Origin of the sequence: Kriegella aquimaris, from assembly GCF_900103215.1 — a bacterium.
In the GTDB taxonomy this organism is placed as follows: Bacteria; Bacteroidota; Bacteroidia; order Flavobacteriales; family Flavobacteriaceae; genus Kriegella; species Kriegella aquimaris.
In genome coordinates this window covers 1-15,532 of sequence record NZ_FNGV01000011.1, presented here as the reverse complement: position 1 = coordinate 15,532, position 15,532 = coordinate 1, and the positions used below count along the sequence as shown (strand labels likewise).

The 15,532-nt window shown below is 38.5% G+C and carries 13 protein-coding genes; 9 read left to right on the top strand and 4 right to left on the bottom strand.

Annotated elements, in window-relative coordinates; genetic code table 11:
* Positions 1-10: 10 nt before the first annotated feature.
* From BLS33_RS17950 to BLS33_RS17920, 8 genes are all read left to right on the top strand, one after another.
* Positions 11-1,888, top strand: coding sequence for an ABC-F family ATP-binding cassette domain-containing protein (locus tag BLS33_RS17950; protein WP_089892831.1), 1,878 nt, complete (start codon positions 11-13; stop codon positions 1,886-1,888).
* A 57-nt stretch (positions 1,889-1,945) separates the two neighbouring features.
* Entirely contained in the window at positions 1,946-2,443 is a 498-nt protein-coding gene (locus BLS33_RS17945) for a hypothetical protein (RefSeq protein ID WP_089892828.1), read from the top strand.
* A gap of 32 nt (positions 2,444-2,475) precedes the next feature.
* Positions 2,476-2,640: a hypothetical protein gene (locus BLS33_RS24910; RefSeq protein ID WP_176801438.1), complete on the top strand. Its 165-nt coding sequence runs from the start codon at positions 2,476-2,478 to the stop codon at positions 2,638-2,640.
* A gap of 66 nt (positions 2,641-2,706) precedes the next feature.
* Complete coding sequence (locus BLS33_RS17940) at positions 2,707-3,279, top strand: cob(I)yrinic acid a,c-diamide adenosyltransferase (protein ID WP_089892825.1); 573 nt, start codon at positions 2,707-2,709, stop codon at positions 3,277-3,279.
* A gap of 196 nt (positions 3,280-3,475) precedes the next feature.
* Positions 3,476-3,700 (top strand): DUF2795 domain-containing protein, encoded by a 225-nt coding sequence (locus BLS33_RS17935; RefSeq protein WP_013994285.1) that lies wholly within the window; start codon positions 3,476-3,478, stop codon positions 3,698-3,700.
* Positions 3,701-3,913: 213 nt separating this feature from the next.
* Positions 3,914-7,276, top strand: coding sequence for a preprotein translocase subunit SecA (gene secA, locus BLS33_RS17930; RefSeq protein WP_089892822.1), 3,363 nt, complete (start codon positions 3,914-3,916; stop codon positions 7,274-7,276).
* A 599-nt stretch (positions 7,277-7,875) separates the two neighbouring features.
* A complete protein-coding gene (locus BLS33_RS17925) occupies positions 7,876-8,877 on the top strand; it encodes a sensor histidine kinase (protein WP_245731532.1) in 1,002 nt (333 codons plus the stop codon).
* Between the two features lie 264 nt (positions 8,878-9,141).
* A complete protein-coding gene (locus BLS33_RS17920) occupies positions 9,142-10,356 on the top strand; it encodes a sensor histidine kinase (protein ID WP_089892816.1) in 1,215 nt (404 codons plus the stop codon).
* 165 nt (positions 10,357-10,521) lie between these two features.
* Here the strand turns inward: BLS33_RS17920 and BLS33_RS17915 are convergent, their stop codons facing one another.
* The 3 genes from BLS33_RS17915 to BLS33_RS17905 all read right to left on the bottom strand — a co-directional run bounded on the left by BLS33_RS17915 (position 10,522) and on the right by BLS33_RS17905 (position 14,399).
* Positions 10,522-10,779, bottom strand: coding sequence for a hypothetical protein (locus BLS33_RS17915; RefSeq protein WP_089892813.1), 258 nt, complete (start codon positions 10,777-10,779; stop codon positions 10,522-10,524).
* A 378-nt stretch (positions 10,780-11,157) separates the two neighbouring features.
* Positions 11,158-13,659, bottom strand: a complete 2,502-nt coding sequence (locus BLS33_RS17910; RefSeq protein ID WP_089893159.1) for an ABC transporter permease — start codon at positions 13,657-13,659, stop codon at positions 11,158-11,160.
* Positions 13,660-13,709: 50 nt separating this feature from the next.
* Positions 13,710-14,399 carry an ABC transporter ATP-binding protein gene (locus BLS33_RS17905; protein WP_089892810.1) on the bottom strand — a complete coding sequence of 230 codons (690 nt, stop codon included), beginning with the start codon at positions 14,397-14,399 and terminating at the stop codon, positions 13,710-13,712.
* A 74-nt stretch (positions 14,400-14,473) separates the two neighbouring features.
* Between BLS33_RS17905 and BLS33_RS17900 the strand changes: the two genes are divergently transcribed.
* Positions 14,474-15,169 (top strand): arylesterase, encoded by a 696-nt coding sequence (locus BLS33_RS17900; RefSeq protein WP_089892808.1) that lies wholly within the window; start codon positions 14,474-14,476, stop codon positions 15,167-15,169.
* A gap of 25 nt (positions 15,170-15,194) precedes the next feature.
* Here the strand turns inward: BLS33_RS17900 and BLS33_RS17895 are convergent, their stop codons facing one another.
* Positions 15,195-15,419 (bottom strand): hypothetical protein, encoded by a 225-nt coding sequence (locus tag BLS33_RS17895; RefSeq protein ID WP_089893156.1) that lies wholly within the window; start codon positions 15,417-15,419, stop codon positions 15,195-15,197.
* Between the last annotated feature and the right edge of the window lie 113 nt (positions 15,420-15,532).

The window sequence follows — 15,532 nt, the reverse complement described above, 5'->3', positions numbered from 1 at the left end:
TCCCATATAAATGAATTTAGTAACTGTTGAAAATATAGCCAAATCATATGGCGAACGCGTTCTTTTTCAAGACCTATCCTTTGGCATCAACAAAGACCAAAAGATTGCCCTTATCGCTAAGAATGGGACTGGAAAAACATCCATTTTAAATATTCTATCGGGTAAGGATGCCGCCGATTCTGGACAAGTAAATTTTCGAAAGGGAATTCGGGTTTCCTTCTTAGAACAAGAACCTGACCTCAACCCCGAGCTGACCATAGAAGAGACTATTTTCGCTTCTGATAACGAGGTGCTTAGGGTAATACTTAGCTACGAAAAAGCATTGATCAACCCCGACGATGCCGAAGCGTATCAAAAAGCCTTTGAGGCTATGGAACGTTTTGACGCTTGGGATTTTGAAACTCAGTACAAACAAATTCTTTTCAAACTAAAGCTTGAAGACCTTAACGTAAAGGTCGGTAAGTTGTCTGGTGGTCAAAAGAAACGTTTGGCTTTAGCGAATGCTTTGATCAATCGTCCAGAGTTATTGATTTTAGATGAGCCTACCAACCACTTGGATCTTGAAATGATCGAATGGTTAGAGCAGTATTTCGCCAAAGAAAAGTTTACACTATTTATGGTTACCCACGACCGTTTCTTTTTAGAGCGCGTATGTAATGAAATCTTGGAGCTGGACAATGGTATTATGTATTCGTACAAAGGAAACTATTCGTACTATCTAGAAAAGAAAGAAGCGCGTATCGAATCGGAAAGTGTCGAACAACATAAGTCGGAACGTCTTTTCAAGAAAGAACTGGAATGGATGCGCCGCCAACCCAAAGCACGAACCACAAAATCAAAGTCGCGTATCGATGACTTCAGTACTATAAAAGAAAAGGCCAACCAGCGCCGAAAAGATCATGAGGTGCAACTGGAGATCAATATGGAACGCTTGGGCAGTAAAATTCTGGAGCTTCATAAAATATCGAAATCCTACCCCGGCAAACCTATTCTAGACAAATTCGAATACACCTTTACAAAAGGGGAACGTATAGGAATCATTGGCAAGAACGGAACCGGAAAATCTACTTTTCTTAATATCCTCACAGGTGCTGACCAGCCAGATTCAGGTAAAGTTGTCGCGGGAGAGACCCTTAAATTTGGTTATTACACACAAAATGGCATCGATATAAAAGAAGGACAGAAGGTCATAGACGTAATTCGCGAATTCGGCGATTATATTCCCTTGAAAAAAGGGCGACAGATTTCGGCCCAGCAGCTTCTTGAGCGTTTTCTGTTCGACCGTAAAAAACAATATGACTTTGTAGACAAGTTAAGTGGTGGGGAACGCAAAAGACTCTATTTGTGTACCGTGCTTATTCAGAATCCTAATTTCTTGATTTTAGATGAACCAACCAACGATTTAGACATTGTTACGTTGAATGTTTTGGAAAATTTCTTGTTGGATTTCCCAGGATGCCTTATCGTTGTTTCTCACGACCGTTATTTTATGGATAAGATAGTTGATCACCTCTTTGTTTTTAGAGGTGAAGGAGAGATACAGGATTTTCCTGGAAACTATTCCGATTTCCGAGTTTACGAAGACAGTGCCATTGATGAAAAAAGAAACGCGAAGGAAAATGACTCTGAACAAAAAAACGTTAAAAATGACTGGAAAAGTGAAGAAAAAGTACCAAAACTGTCTTATTTAGAACAAAAAGAATACAAAACCTTAGAAAAGGACATTAAAAAATTGGAAGCAAAAAAGGGGGAAGTCCAACACAAATTCGCCGATAGTTCATTATCAGGGGAAGAAATCGACGCCCTTTCCATTCAACTTAAAGAAATCACCGATGCCATTGACACCAAAACCGAACGTTGGTTTGAACTTTCTGCACTCATGGAGTAGCCAAGAGGTACAGGGGAAAAATTCAGATACCAATGCAGCTAGCCCAGTACAATTGCCATGCATCAATTAATCGCATATTTTAAGTTTCTGTTGTCATCTACCAATCAGTACGGGGTACACTCCCCTTTTGTATATGATTATCTTACAAAATGTCTTTATAAAAAATCAAAATACAGGACAGGGAAAACGGAAAAGGTATTATTCAAGAGTATTTCCTACTTTAAATGCAAAACAATATGGATTGCCCCCGCCAATGAAAACTTAAAACAAAAAATAAAGAAAGCCTTTCCTTTCGTTGAATTCAATGCGCCAACTTATGATCTTATCTATATCGGAGCTCCACACTTAGAGGAATATCTTGATATTATATCAAACAAGACACATAACGATGCTATGATACTTATCGATGCTATACAGAAAAACAAAGAAAATATGGCTCTTTGGGAAAGCTATAAACAACTTGAAATTAGTAGGGTTACCCTAGATATGTTTTACTGTGGCGTAATTTTTCCGAGAAGCGAACAGGTAAAAGAGCATTTTAAGATTAGAATATAAACCCGTAACTTTAAATTACAGTATTTACAATTATGGACTATACAATTTTTTACGTTTTAGGCGGAGTTTTATTGGCCTATCTGTTAATATCCATGAACAGCAGAAGAAAATCAAAAGATCGAAAATCAAGAAAATTCATGGAGGGTTACCGCAGTACGGAAAGAAAAAATGATGGTGATAAAAAAGCTGAAAACTGATAATAAATCGAATGGTGGTCTCAAAGGCTAAATCCTCACCAAAGTCTTCAAAACACAAAGTAACACATGAAAATTTATACCAAGACCGGTGACGATGGTACAACCTCCCTATTTGGGGGAACACGGGTAAAAAAACATCATATTCGTATTGAAAGCTACGGCACCATCGATGAATTAAATTCTTGGTTAGGGCTGGTTCGCGATCAAAAAATCGACTTGCATACCAAAGAGACCCTACAGCTAATTCAAAACAGGTTGTTTACAGTTGGCGCCGTTTTGGCGACCGATCCCGAAAAAGCACAATTGAAGAATGGAAAACAACGTCTGAATATTGAAAAAATAAAGACGCAGGATATCGAGCTTTTGGAACAAGAAATAGACACCATGGAAGCTTCTCTTACACCCATGACACATTTTATACTTCCCGGAGGGCATCAAACCGTGTCATACTGTCATATTTCCCGAACCGTATGTCGCAGGGCCGAACGCATGGCAACGCATCTCTACGAACAAGAACCTTTCGAAGAAAATGTATTGTTATTTATCAATAGGTTATCAGACTATTTATTCGTGTTGGCACGGAAGTTGTCAATGGATCTAAAGGCGAAAGAAATAAAGTGGATTCCTACTAAAGAATAGCAAACACTGCGATAAGCATTAAAAATTGAATTTACAGCGGTTTAATTTGGTATTCTCTAATAAATTCGTTATTTCTTCGTTATGAAAATTATTAAAACAAGAATAATAACATAAAAAAGTCGAAATACTTTAAAAATAGCTTGGCTATTTAAGTTTAAAAATTATTTTTGCAAAAATTTAAAATCAAACTATTACCATGTACTGGACATTAGAACTAGCATCTTACTTGAGCGATGCACCCTGGCCTGCCACAAAAGATGAATTGATCGATTATTCAATCCGCACCGGTGCGCCTTTGGAAGTCGTTGAAAATCTTCAATCAATGGAAGAGGAAGGTGGTGAGATATATGAGTCCATTGAAGAAATATGGCCAGACTATCCTACAGAAGAAGACTACCTCTGGAACGAGGATGAATATTAATAATATTAACGTATTTGCAACAAAAAAGTCTCTTCCGAGGCTTTTTTTTTATGTAATTTTGGCAGAGGGTTAAAGTCTTTTACCCTAAAATCATGAACTGGAATGCCTTTTGCTTTAACAATGGCATCAGAAATCGATTTTAAACTGATTCCGATAACAAAACAAATGGCACAATAAACTAATTGGCCAGGTTTTCAATATAAAAAGAATAGTATGAGTTTTTTAAATTCCGTCTTAAAGGCATTCGTAGGAGATAAATCGAAAAAGGATGTAAAGGAGTTGCAGCCTTTGGTAGTTCAGATAAAATCTTTCGAAGCAGCATTGGAAAAATTGAGCCATGACGAACTTCGAGACAAGACCGCTGAATTCAGGGCAAAAATTACGGAGGCATGCAAATCGCTTAACGATCAAATAGAAGAACTCACCGCCGAAGTGAATGCTTCAAAAGATATTGACAAAAACGAAGAGATTTACGGAGAAATCGACAAACTGAAAGAAGAAATCTACAAGATTACCGAAGATACACTTAATGATATTTTACCAGAAGCTTTCGCTGTAGTCAAAGAAACTGCCAAGCGTTTTGTAAACAACGAAACAATTACGGTTAGCGCTTCGGAATATGACAGACAACTTTCTGGAAACAAAGATTATGTAACCCTGGATGGTGACAGTGCCATCTGGAAGAACTCCTGGGACGCTGCCGGCAAGGAAGTTACATGGGACATGGTACACTATGATGTACAGCTGATCGGTGGTATAGCATTACACCAAGGCAAAATCGCAGAAATGCATACAGGTGAGGGTAAAACCCTTGTGGCGACCTTACCACTTTATCTCAACGCCCTTTCAGGCCATGGTGCCCATTTGGTAACCGTAAACGATTATTTGGCGAAAAGGGATAGCGCATGGATGGCCCCTATTTTTGAGTTTCATGGTCTTTCAGTCGACTGTATTGACAAGCACAGGCCAAACTCTGAAGGTAGAAGAGCTGCCTATAATGCAGATATCACCTATGGTACGAATAATGAATTTGGATTCGATTACCTACGCGACAATATGGCGCATACGCCGAAAGATTTAGTTCAACGCCCCCATCACTATGCTATTGTAGATGAGGTCGATTCGGTGTTGGTAGATGATGCCCGAACCCCTTTGATCATATCCGGACCGGTACCGGAAGGAGACCGTCATGAATTTAATGAGCTTAAACCCAAAGTAGGTGATATTGTTCAGAAACAGCGCCAATATTTGACCGGAGTTCTAGCAGAAGCCAAAAAGTTGATTAGTGAAGGAGACACTAAAGAAGGTGGCTTTTTATTATTGCGTGTGCATCGAGGCCTACCAAAAAATAAGGCACTTATAAAGTTCTTGAGCGAAGAGGGCATAAAACAACTACTTCAGAAGACCGAGAATTTCTATATGCAAGACAACAATCGCGAAATGCCCAAAGTGGATGAAGAGCTTTTGTTCGTTATTGATGAGAAAAACAATCAGATCGAGCTTACCGATAAAGGTGTTGAATATATATCAGGAGAACAGGACAAAGACTTTTTTGTCATGCCCGATATCGGAGGTGAAATCGCCAAAATTGAAAATCAAAATCTTGAAATAGAGAAAGAAGCCGAACTTAAGGAAGAGCTTTTTAAAGATTTTTCAATTAAAAGTGAGCGTATTCATACCATGAGCCAATTGTTGAAAGCATATACCCTCTTCGAAAAAGATGTGGAATATGTAGTAATGGACAACAAGGTGATGATCGTAGATGAGCAAACTGGCCGTATTATGGATGGCAGAAGATACTCCGATGGATTGCATCAGGCCATTGAAGCTAAAGAAAATGTAAAAATCGAGGCCTTGACACAGACCTTCGCCACGGTTACACTTCAGAATTATTTTAGAATGTACCAAAAATTGTCAGGTATGACGGGTACCGCCGTTACCGAGGCAGGCGAATTCTGGGAAATTTATAAGTTAGACGTGATGGAAATACCTACCAATAGGCCCATTGCACGTGACGACAGAAACGATTTGATCTACAAGACCAAACGTGAAAAATACAACGCGATTATTGATGAAGTCACCAAGTTGTCTCAAGAAGGCCGACCAGTGTTAATCGGTACTACTTCAGTTGAAATTTCCGAATTACTTTCAAGAATGTTGACCATTCGTAAGGTTCCACATAATGTACTGAATGCTAAACTGCATAAAAAAGAAGCCGATGTTGTTGCAGAAGCCGGAAATCCGGGTGTAGTAACGATTGCAACGAACATGGCTGGCCGGGGTACCGATATCAAGTTGACCGACGCGGTCAAAAAAGCGGGCGGTCTTGCGATCGTAGGTACCGAGCGCCATGATTCCCGTAGGGTAGATAGGCAGCTAAGAGGTCGTTCAGGCCGTCAAGGAGACCCAGGAAGCTCGCAGTTCTATGTTTCCTTGGAAGATAACCTGATGCGTTTGTTCGGGTCGGAAAGGGTTGCCAAAATGATGGATAAAATGGGCTTGGAAGATGGCGAAGTCATTCAGCATTCCATGATGACCAAATCAATAGAGCGCGCCCAGAAGAAAGTAGAGGAAAATAACTTTGGAGTACGTAAACGATTATTGGAGTACGATGATGTCATGAACGCCCAACGTGAAGTAGTCTACAAAAGAAGGCGCCATGCCCTGCAAGGCGAACGTCTGAAGGTAGACATTGCCAATATGATCTATGATACGTGTGAGGTTGTTGTAGAGACAAACAAAGGCGCTAGCGACTATAAGAACTTCGAATTCGAGCTGATTAAATATTTCTCCATTACGTCTCCCATTTCCGAAGAGGAGTTTTCAAAAATGGGAGTTCAAGAGATTGCCACCAAAATATACACGGCAACATACGAACATTACCAAAATAAAATGGAACGTAACGCTGAAACGGCGTTTCCGGTTATAAAGAAAGTATACGAGGATAGTGCCAATAAATTTGAACGTATCGTAGTACCCTTTACCGATGGGATAAAAAGTTTGAACGTCGTTACCAATTTAAAAGATGCCTACGAAAGTGACGGCAAGCAATTGGTAACCGATTTTGAAAAGAATATTACCTTGGCCATTATCGACGATGCATGGAAAACGCATTTGCGAAAAATGGATGAATTAAAGCAGTCTGTACAATTGGCCGTACACGAACAGAAAGACCCCTTGTTAATCTATAAATTTGAGGCTTTTGAACTCTTTAAGGAAATGATCGAGAAGGTGAACAAAGAAGTAGTATCCTTTTTATTCAAGGGGGAACTACCAAGTGGCAACCCTAACGAAATACAAGAAGAAAAAAACATTCGACGACCAAAAGAGCAACTTCAAACACAAAAGGACGAAATTCCAAACAGTGATGAGTTAGCTGCCCGAAGCCGTGCGGCGGGGCAAACACAAGGTCAACGTCCGCAAATTACCGAAACTATTGTTCGCGAAAGACCCAAGATTGGGCGAAATGATCGCGTAACGATTAAAAATGTTATTTCAGGTGAAAATAAAACCGTAAAATACAAACAAGCCGAACCTCTAATTGACAAGGGAGATTGGGTTTTAACAGAAGATTAGTTTAAAATTAATCACTGCATTTAATTTACGAACGGCAATCGCAACGATTGCCGTTTTTTTTATGACCATTCCCCTCCATGCCCTCTCCGCTTTTCAAATTTTCAAAAGGCTAAAAACGATTTTTTTAAAATAAAATAAGTAAAAAGTATATTTTAAAAGAAAATACAATCTTGCTTTAACGATTTTTTTTACGTAATTGTAAGAAAATACTATAAAAAATGAATGGATTTACAAAAATGCATTTGTATGAAGCAACTTTTCAAAAGACATAATAGCTTACAAAAGAGTACTTTTCAACGACTAATTCGATTGCCCTGACGAAAAAACAGTGTCTTATGCAAAAAACCAGGTAAATTTTAACATATATTTTCAAACAGAAAATGGTGGGAATTACAAATACGTATGAAAGTAGGACTGAGGACAAAACTCGATTGCTCTTAAAATTCAATTATGTTTCATCGATCCTGAGTGTATTGTTCGCTTTTTTATGCATTTACTTTTTAAATATCCATGGTCCCATTCCTTACGTATTCTTCCTTTATTCGATTTTTAATCTACTCAACTCTTTAGTCTTTAAAAAGCATGGTAATTTGACCGTAATGGCCCTTACCACCACCTTATTGTCATTAGTAAGTACTTTTATAATAACTATTTATAGCGGAGGTATAAATAGTCCCTTTATTTTCATTCTCTCCATTATTGTCTTGGCGGGGTATGTCTCTACTCGTTTCTTCGGCAAGGTTTATCTGTACATTGTTCTCATGATTATTATTTTGATTTATGTCATGGGATTTTTTCAGTTAGATTTCATTACAAATCAAATACCTTCGGAATCGCAGAATATTTTTAGCTTGGCAAGCGTACTCTTCGGAGTCTACCTGTTGGGCAATATATTTGGAAGAGATTTAATTAAGGCCCATCATAAATTATACAAATCAAAATCTGAACTTGAAAATCGCATAGTGGAAAAGGAAATGTTGTTGCGGGAAGTACACCATAGGGTCAAAAACAACTTACAAACCATTTCAAGCCTACTTAACCTTCAATCAAAATATTCGGCAAACGAGCAAGTAAAGGAATTGTTGGGCAGTTGCCAAACAAGGGTACTCTCCATGGCTATGATTCATGAAATGCTCTATATGAAAGATAATCTTTCAAAAATCGATTTTAAACCCTATGTACAAGAATTGGTAAAATACCTGATGAAATCGGCAAATAAAAAAAATGTGAATATTTCGGTAAATATAGATATACCGGATATCATGTTGGGAATTGATACTGCCATTCCCCTAGGCCTTTTAATTAACGAAGCGGTTACCAATTCCCTTAAATACGGTTATGATAAAAATGATGTAGGACAAATAGATATTATTCTTAAGAAACAGGAAGACATGGGCATGTACACCCTAGAAATTAGTGATGATGGCGTAGGTTTTTCGCATAAGTTAGATTTCAAGAAAGCCAATTCGTTGGGTCTAAAGCTAATTCATAACCTTGCCAGACAATTAAGAAGTTCCATAGAACGTGATTTCTCTAAAAAAGGAACCAACTATAGCATCTCATTTCAAGACAAGGACAAGCATTTTAAGCCAACCACTTAGAACTACCTTTTCATTTTAAAATTGCTTATTACTTAATAAGCGTATCAAGATAAAACCTAGAAATCTTTCGAATTCAATCTACCTGAAATAGAAAAGAGTTGGTACGCTATACTAAAATTTAGTCGACCCCTTTCGTTTCTACCATACGCTGACTCCAACTTTAGCTATATGTTGCGCTTTTTTGTAAGACTATTATTTTATTTATCTTTCCTATTAGTAAGGTTAACGAACTATTCCCGCTATACCAACTAAAATGCTGAAGTTATGGGCTTATTTGTCAAAGACACCTATCGATTAAAAGATAAAGTTCAACTCACACTGCGTGTCAATTACTTTTCCTCCATTATTTCGGTGGTTTTAGGGTTAATGTGTTTATATACCTTAGATATCTATCGTATTTTACCTTTTGCTTTTTTTGCATATAGTGTGATTAATATCATCAATACCCTGGCATATTATAAACACAAAAACCTTGTTATAACTTATAACATCACATCGATAGTCGCTCTAATTTGTGCCGTAATTATAACACTTTTTAGTGGCGGCATTAACAGCCCTTTCATTTTCGTTTTGGCCCTTATTGTTTTGACAGGATATGCAACTACAAGACTTTATGGAAAAGTGTACCTGTATCTCAACATGTTGATCGTTATTATACTCTATATTGAGTCTACCACAGATTTGTCATTTACCGAAAATATGGTCCCCGAATCATCCCGGAATTTATTCAGTTTCCTTAGTGTTTTTTTTTCAGTGTATCTCATGGGAGATGTTCTGGGAAAAAATTTACTTAAAGCCCATCATAATCTCTATAAATCTAGAAATGAAGTGGAGTTGCGCATCAAGGAAAAGGAAACTTTGTTAAAAGAAATACATCATAGGGTCAAAAATAATTTACAGACCGTTTCAAGTTTGTTGAACTTACAATCTAGAAGTATTGAAGATGAAAACATAAAGAGTCTTATTAAAAGTAGTCAAAACAGAGTTATTTCAATGGCCATGGTTCATGAGATGCTTTATATGCGTAATGATCTTGCAAAAATTGAATACCGGTCTTACGTAAAAGATTTGGCAGAATATCTTATTAATTCGATCAAGGGTGCGAACAATAATGTAAAACTAAAAATAGAAATTCCAGAAATTAAGTTAGATATCGATACGGCCATTCCCCTTGGGCTCCTAATCAATGAAGTAATTACGAACTCTTTAAAATACGGAATTAAAGATGACAGTCAAGGGGTTATCCACATTGAAATGGAGCACCATAATAATAAAGATTATAAGTTAAATATTGGCGATAATGGAATTGGCTTCCCAGAAGCAGCATCGCCAACCACCAGGAAATCACTTGGTTTAAAATTAATTTATAATCTTGCCCGACAATTGAAAGGAACGGTAGATAGAGATTACACGAAGAAAGGAACCCATTACATTATAACTTTTAAAGAAGTGAGTGAACAAATTCACTCTGTAGACTAATAGCTACTATACTCCTCAAAAAGGTACAGTCAATAGTAGAATCTTTTTAACGCCTCTTTGCGCGTACTCTAATTAAGCACAATTGTTTTTTCCGTTTGGAAAATGAAATTACTATATAAAACAAAACTACGGGCAATAAAAGTATTGTTATCATAAATCTATGAATTAGGCCATTTTGGCTTTGTTTCTTTTGGTAGTAAAGGTCAACGCTTTCTTTACTCTTGAATTTTTGAACTTGTAAAGGCGCGCCACTTGATCCTGTTCTGATTTCGTAATTTCGATACCAGGGACAATAGTAGTAGTGCTACTATCCAAAACAAGATCCATTTTAAAAGTTTCCACGTCAACATTGTTTTCTATATTTTGGGCTAGAGCCGTCGCTCCAAAAAGAAGAACTATTAGTAGGGTCAAAAATGCTTTCATCTGTAGGTTTTTACTTATGATCTGGTTACATAAAGATAACCTCGAAAGCAGGCCCCAATTGATTACATATCGCTGAAACCCCCTTATTTTAGGCGACTGACAAAAATATCCATAAAGTGTAAAAAAGGTTCGATAAACGTTTGAAGTACAAAATTCACGCTATCGAAAAACTTTGCTTTTAGTCGATGTTTTAGAAGTATTTCCTAATGGTAAGAATTGTTAAAAGGTCGAAATATCCTTCTTTTAAATAAGAATTTTAAAGAATATATCTTTCAGATTTTTTTTGAAAGGAATTCGCATTAATACATGAAAGAATAATCTCTTAAGGACTTAAGAGATAATTTAGTAGTACTTATCCAAAAATGTATGCAAAAGTACCTAACTCCCTTCTTTTCGGAGCACCTCCAAGGGAGGACTGTTCAATACGCTACGGCTATTCCCCAAACCAATGAGCAGTACCAATATCGTAATACCCGGCAATAATAATCCAAAGGGAACCCAAGACGGTACGAAAGTCGTTTCAAAAACCCACTTGGCCAGCAACAGACTGCTTATTAAAGACAATAAAATACCTATGCCGCTGCCCAAAACCCCTAAATAAAGATATTCTAACGCGGTGATTTTCAGAATTTGTGCACTTTTCGCTCCTAACGTTCGTAATAAGACACTCTCTTTAATGCGCTGATATTTACTGGTTCGTACCGAACCGATCAAAACAATAATACCGGTTAAAATACTGAAGAAGGCCATAAAATTGATGACCCAAGAAATTTTATCGAGAATACCTTCTATAATGACCAGCACTTGACGAAGGTCGATTATGGTCACATTAGGAAATTTACCTACAAGCTCGCGCTGCAATTCTGCTGAAGCCGTCCTATTTGGCACATTAGTCGAAAGCACATGAAACTGCGGTGCATTTTCTAATACCCCTGATGGAAAAACAATCGAGAAATTAGGTTGCATGCGACTCCAATCAACAGCTCGAATACTTGCCACTCTGGTATTCATCAATACACCTTGAACATTAAATACAAGAGAATCACCTACGACAACCTGTGAATCACCGGCCACGTTCTCGGCCACAGAAATAGGAATAAGTGTATTGGGAGATGCCGAACCGATCCATTCACCAGCGACCAAATTTTCAGACGATACCAAAGAGTCTCTATAGGTCACCCGAAACTCATGGTTCAATATCCATTGATTGATTGTAGAAGTCGAGTCTAATCGAATGTCGTCTACCGAACGGCCATTGATACGCTGCATGCGCATAGCGATAATCGGTATATTATCAAGTATTGGTAACCCCTTCAGGGTAATACTTTTGGCTACGGATTCCTTTTGCGCGGTCTGCACATCAAGCAATATTAGATTCGGACTTTGATCTTGCTTTTCCAAGGTTGCTTTCGCCAACAAAATGTCTTTTGTAAAATATAAGGTACTGATTAGAAAAGCCCCTACACCTATTGCCAATATCAATACCATTGTCTGGTTATTGGGCCGAAAAAGATTCAACAAACTCTGACGGGCCAGAAAGCCCCAAGAAGAAGGAAAATATCTTTTAATCCCTTTCATAAAAAGGACGGCAATTCCCCCCAAAATGGAAAAAGTAACCAAAATACCTGCCACAAAGGCAAGAGCAAACCGCAAATTATCCAACAACCAGTAAGAGAATGCAAAAATGAACAACATAATAGCAGAAAGCACCAAGACCGTGGCCTTACGTGACCGCAGAGAGGCATCTTCCTGAACGCGTAATACTTGAAGGGGAGATACATACCAAGTACCAAGAAGCGGTAGCAGTGCAAATAGCACCGACATAAAAACACCAAGCAAAAGTCCCATAATTATCGGTTGAACTGCAAACGATAGTTGCACCTCAAAAGGTAGAAACGATTGTAAAAACAATGGAAAAACCTGTTGTAATAACAATCCTGCTATCGTTCCTATAATCCCACCAATAAGTCCCATTCCTGCTATCTGTATCAGATAAATCAAAAAGGTTTGCTTTCTGGTTGCCCCCAGACATTTGAGCACGGCAACCGATCTTAATTTCTCTTTGATATAAATATGAACAGAACTAGCGATGCCAACGCACCCTAATAACAAAGCAATAAAAGCTACTAGATTCAAAAATTTACCTACATTCTCATATCTGCGGCCTAAGCGCTGACTGGTCGAAGTATGGGTATCTAAATCGGCATTTTCAGCATCGAGAATCGGATCAATTGTTTTATCCAATTTATTAAGATCCGTATTGGCATCCGCCACAAAATAATAATTGTACTCTAGACGGCTTCCTTTTTGCAGCAGTCCCGTTCCCTGAACAAGTCCATAATCTACGATGACCGAGGGCGCTACCGAACTGGAGATGGCATTATCTCCCGGTGCGGATTCCAAAGCTCCTAAAATGGGCAGCGTTATCTCACCAACCTTTATAGAATCACCTACATTGAGGTCAAATTGCAGCATCACCGTGGCATCCACGAGAGCACCTCCCCCATCTTGATATTTTTTTGCAGCGGATAAGGGTTCCGTTTCCAATTTTCCATAAAAAGGAAAACCTCCTTCGATACCCCGAACGCGAACCAACTTAGTAGCACCACTTTTTGGAAAAGCGACCATAGAAGCGAAATTCACCTCCCTACCGTCTGCCCCACCCAGCGAATCAATGATTTCCACGACTCTTTCATTAGCCGGTTGCCTGCTATCAATGATAAAGTCGGCCCCCATCAACGCCTTTGATTGTAGTGCGATATTTTGTTTGAGATTATCACTAAATGACTGAATAGAGACCACTGCGGCAATGCCTAGAACAATCGATGCCATGAAAAGAAAGAGTCGTCGACCACTGGCCTTACCATCACGCCATGCCATCTTTAACAGCCACCTCACACCCGCCTTTGAAAATACACCAAGGTTATTGCTCACGATACCAAGGTGTTTTCATCGACCAAAATTTTACCACCCTTTAGTCTCAAGATGTGTTGATTTCGCTTTGCAAGGTCAAGGTCGTGTGTAACAATAACCAAAGTAGTACCGGCGTCTTTGTTTAGATCAAACAACAACTGCACAACCTTCTCCCCTGTTTCTTCATCTAAATTTCCTGTAGGCTCATCTGCAAATAATATGGCCGGTGTGTTCGAGAAAGCTCGTGCAAGGGCTACCCGCTGCTGTTCCCCGCCCGAAAGTTGTGAGGGATAATGATGACGGCGGTCTGCCAAACCTACTTTATCCAAGAGTTCGATGGCAATTTTGCTTGCATTTTTCGACCCTTGCAATTCCATAGGTACGCTTACATTTTCCAAAGCTGTCAGTGTGGGCAACAATTGAAAATCTTGAAAAATAAATCCTACTTTCTGATTTCGCAACACGGCTCTTTCATCTTCGCTCAAACTAGTTAGTGACACACCGCATAGTTCAATAGAACCTGAGTCGGGTCGGTCGAGTCCGGCACAAAGACCCAGCAAGGTGGTTTTACCGCTACCAGAAGGTCCAACAATAGCAAATGTATCACCTTCGGTGATGTCAAAAGAAATATCATCCAATACTGTAAGTTTCTTTGATCCGCTCGTATAGATCTTCCCAAGATTGCGAACGTTTAATATCTTTGTCATATAATTTTTTTAATCCTATTTCTTGAACACAGGGAAAAATAAGGAAATGATTTTGATTTTAAGACCATAGTATTATGCGCAACCTATTAAAGTTTTGTTATTTTTTGATATTTATGGTTATCGTAAGCTGTGGGGATACCGCATCGAAAAAACCAAAAAGTACCGATGTAAAAGATTCCAACTTGCAGGTGGAAGCCACACCAGTTTCGGAAAGTAAAGTGATTTTGTTCTTTGGAAATAGTTTGACAGCGGGAATGGGACTGAATCCTGAAAATGCTTTTCCTGCGCTGATACAAAAAAGATTGGATTCGCTACAACTCGATTACACCGTAGTAAATGCGGGTTTGAGTGGCGAAACAACTTCGGGAGGAAAGAATAGGTTGGACTGGGTACTGAATCAACGCACCGCTATCTTTGTATTGGAATTAGGAGCCAATGACGGTCTTCGCGGAATACCGTTACACGAAACCAGAAGCAATCTTCAAACCATTATCGATATGGTACGAAAGAAAAATCCAAAAACACAAATAGTTCTTGCCGGTATGCAGATTCCCCCTAACATGGGCGAGGCGTATACTTCAGAATTTAGAAATATTTTTCCCGATCTGGCTAAAAAGAATAATGCGGCATTAATTCCCTTTTTATTGGAAGATGTAGCCGGGGTTCCTGATTTGAATCAAACCGATGGCATACACCCCACCGTTGAAGGACACAAAATTTTGGCGCAAAATGTATGGGATGTTCTAAAGGATATCGTTCAGCAAGAATAAAACAGTTAAGCGGTGAAGAAAAGGATTAAGCCATTTTAGCTTTGTTTCTTTTAGTGGTAAAGGCCAAAGCTTTTTTTACCCTTGAATTCTTAAACTTGTACAAACGGGCAACTTCAGTCTTGCTCTCCAACTTAACTTCTTTGGTATCGGCCATTTCAACCTCAGCTATATTGGTATCGATTTTAGCTTCTTGGGCTTGGGCGGCCATTCCGATAAAAAGAACAAAAGTGATAGTTAAGATAGTTTTCATGACTTGCGTTTTATATAAATAAAACGCCACAGGCCCCATTCTAAGGGGTTTCCATTCGTTCAAAAACCTTTTAAACTCGTTAAGTTGCCCAACTTCGGATTAAAGGCAAAAAA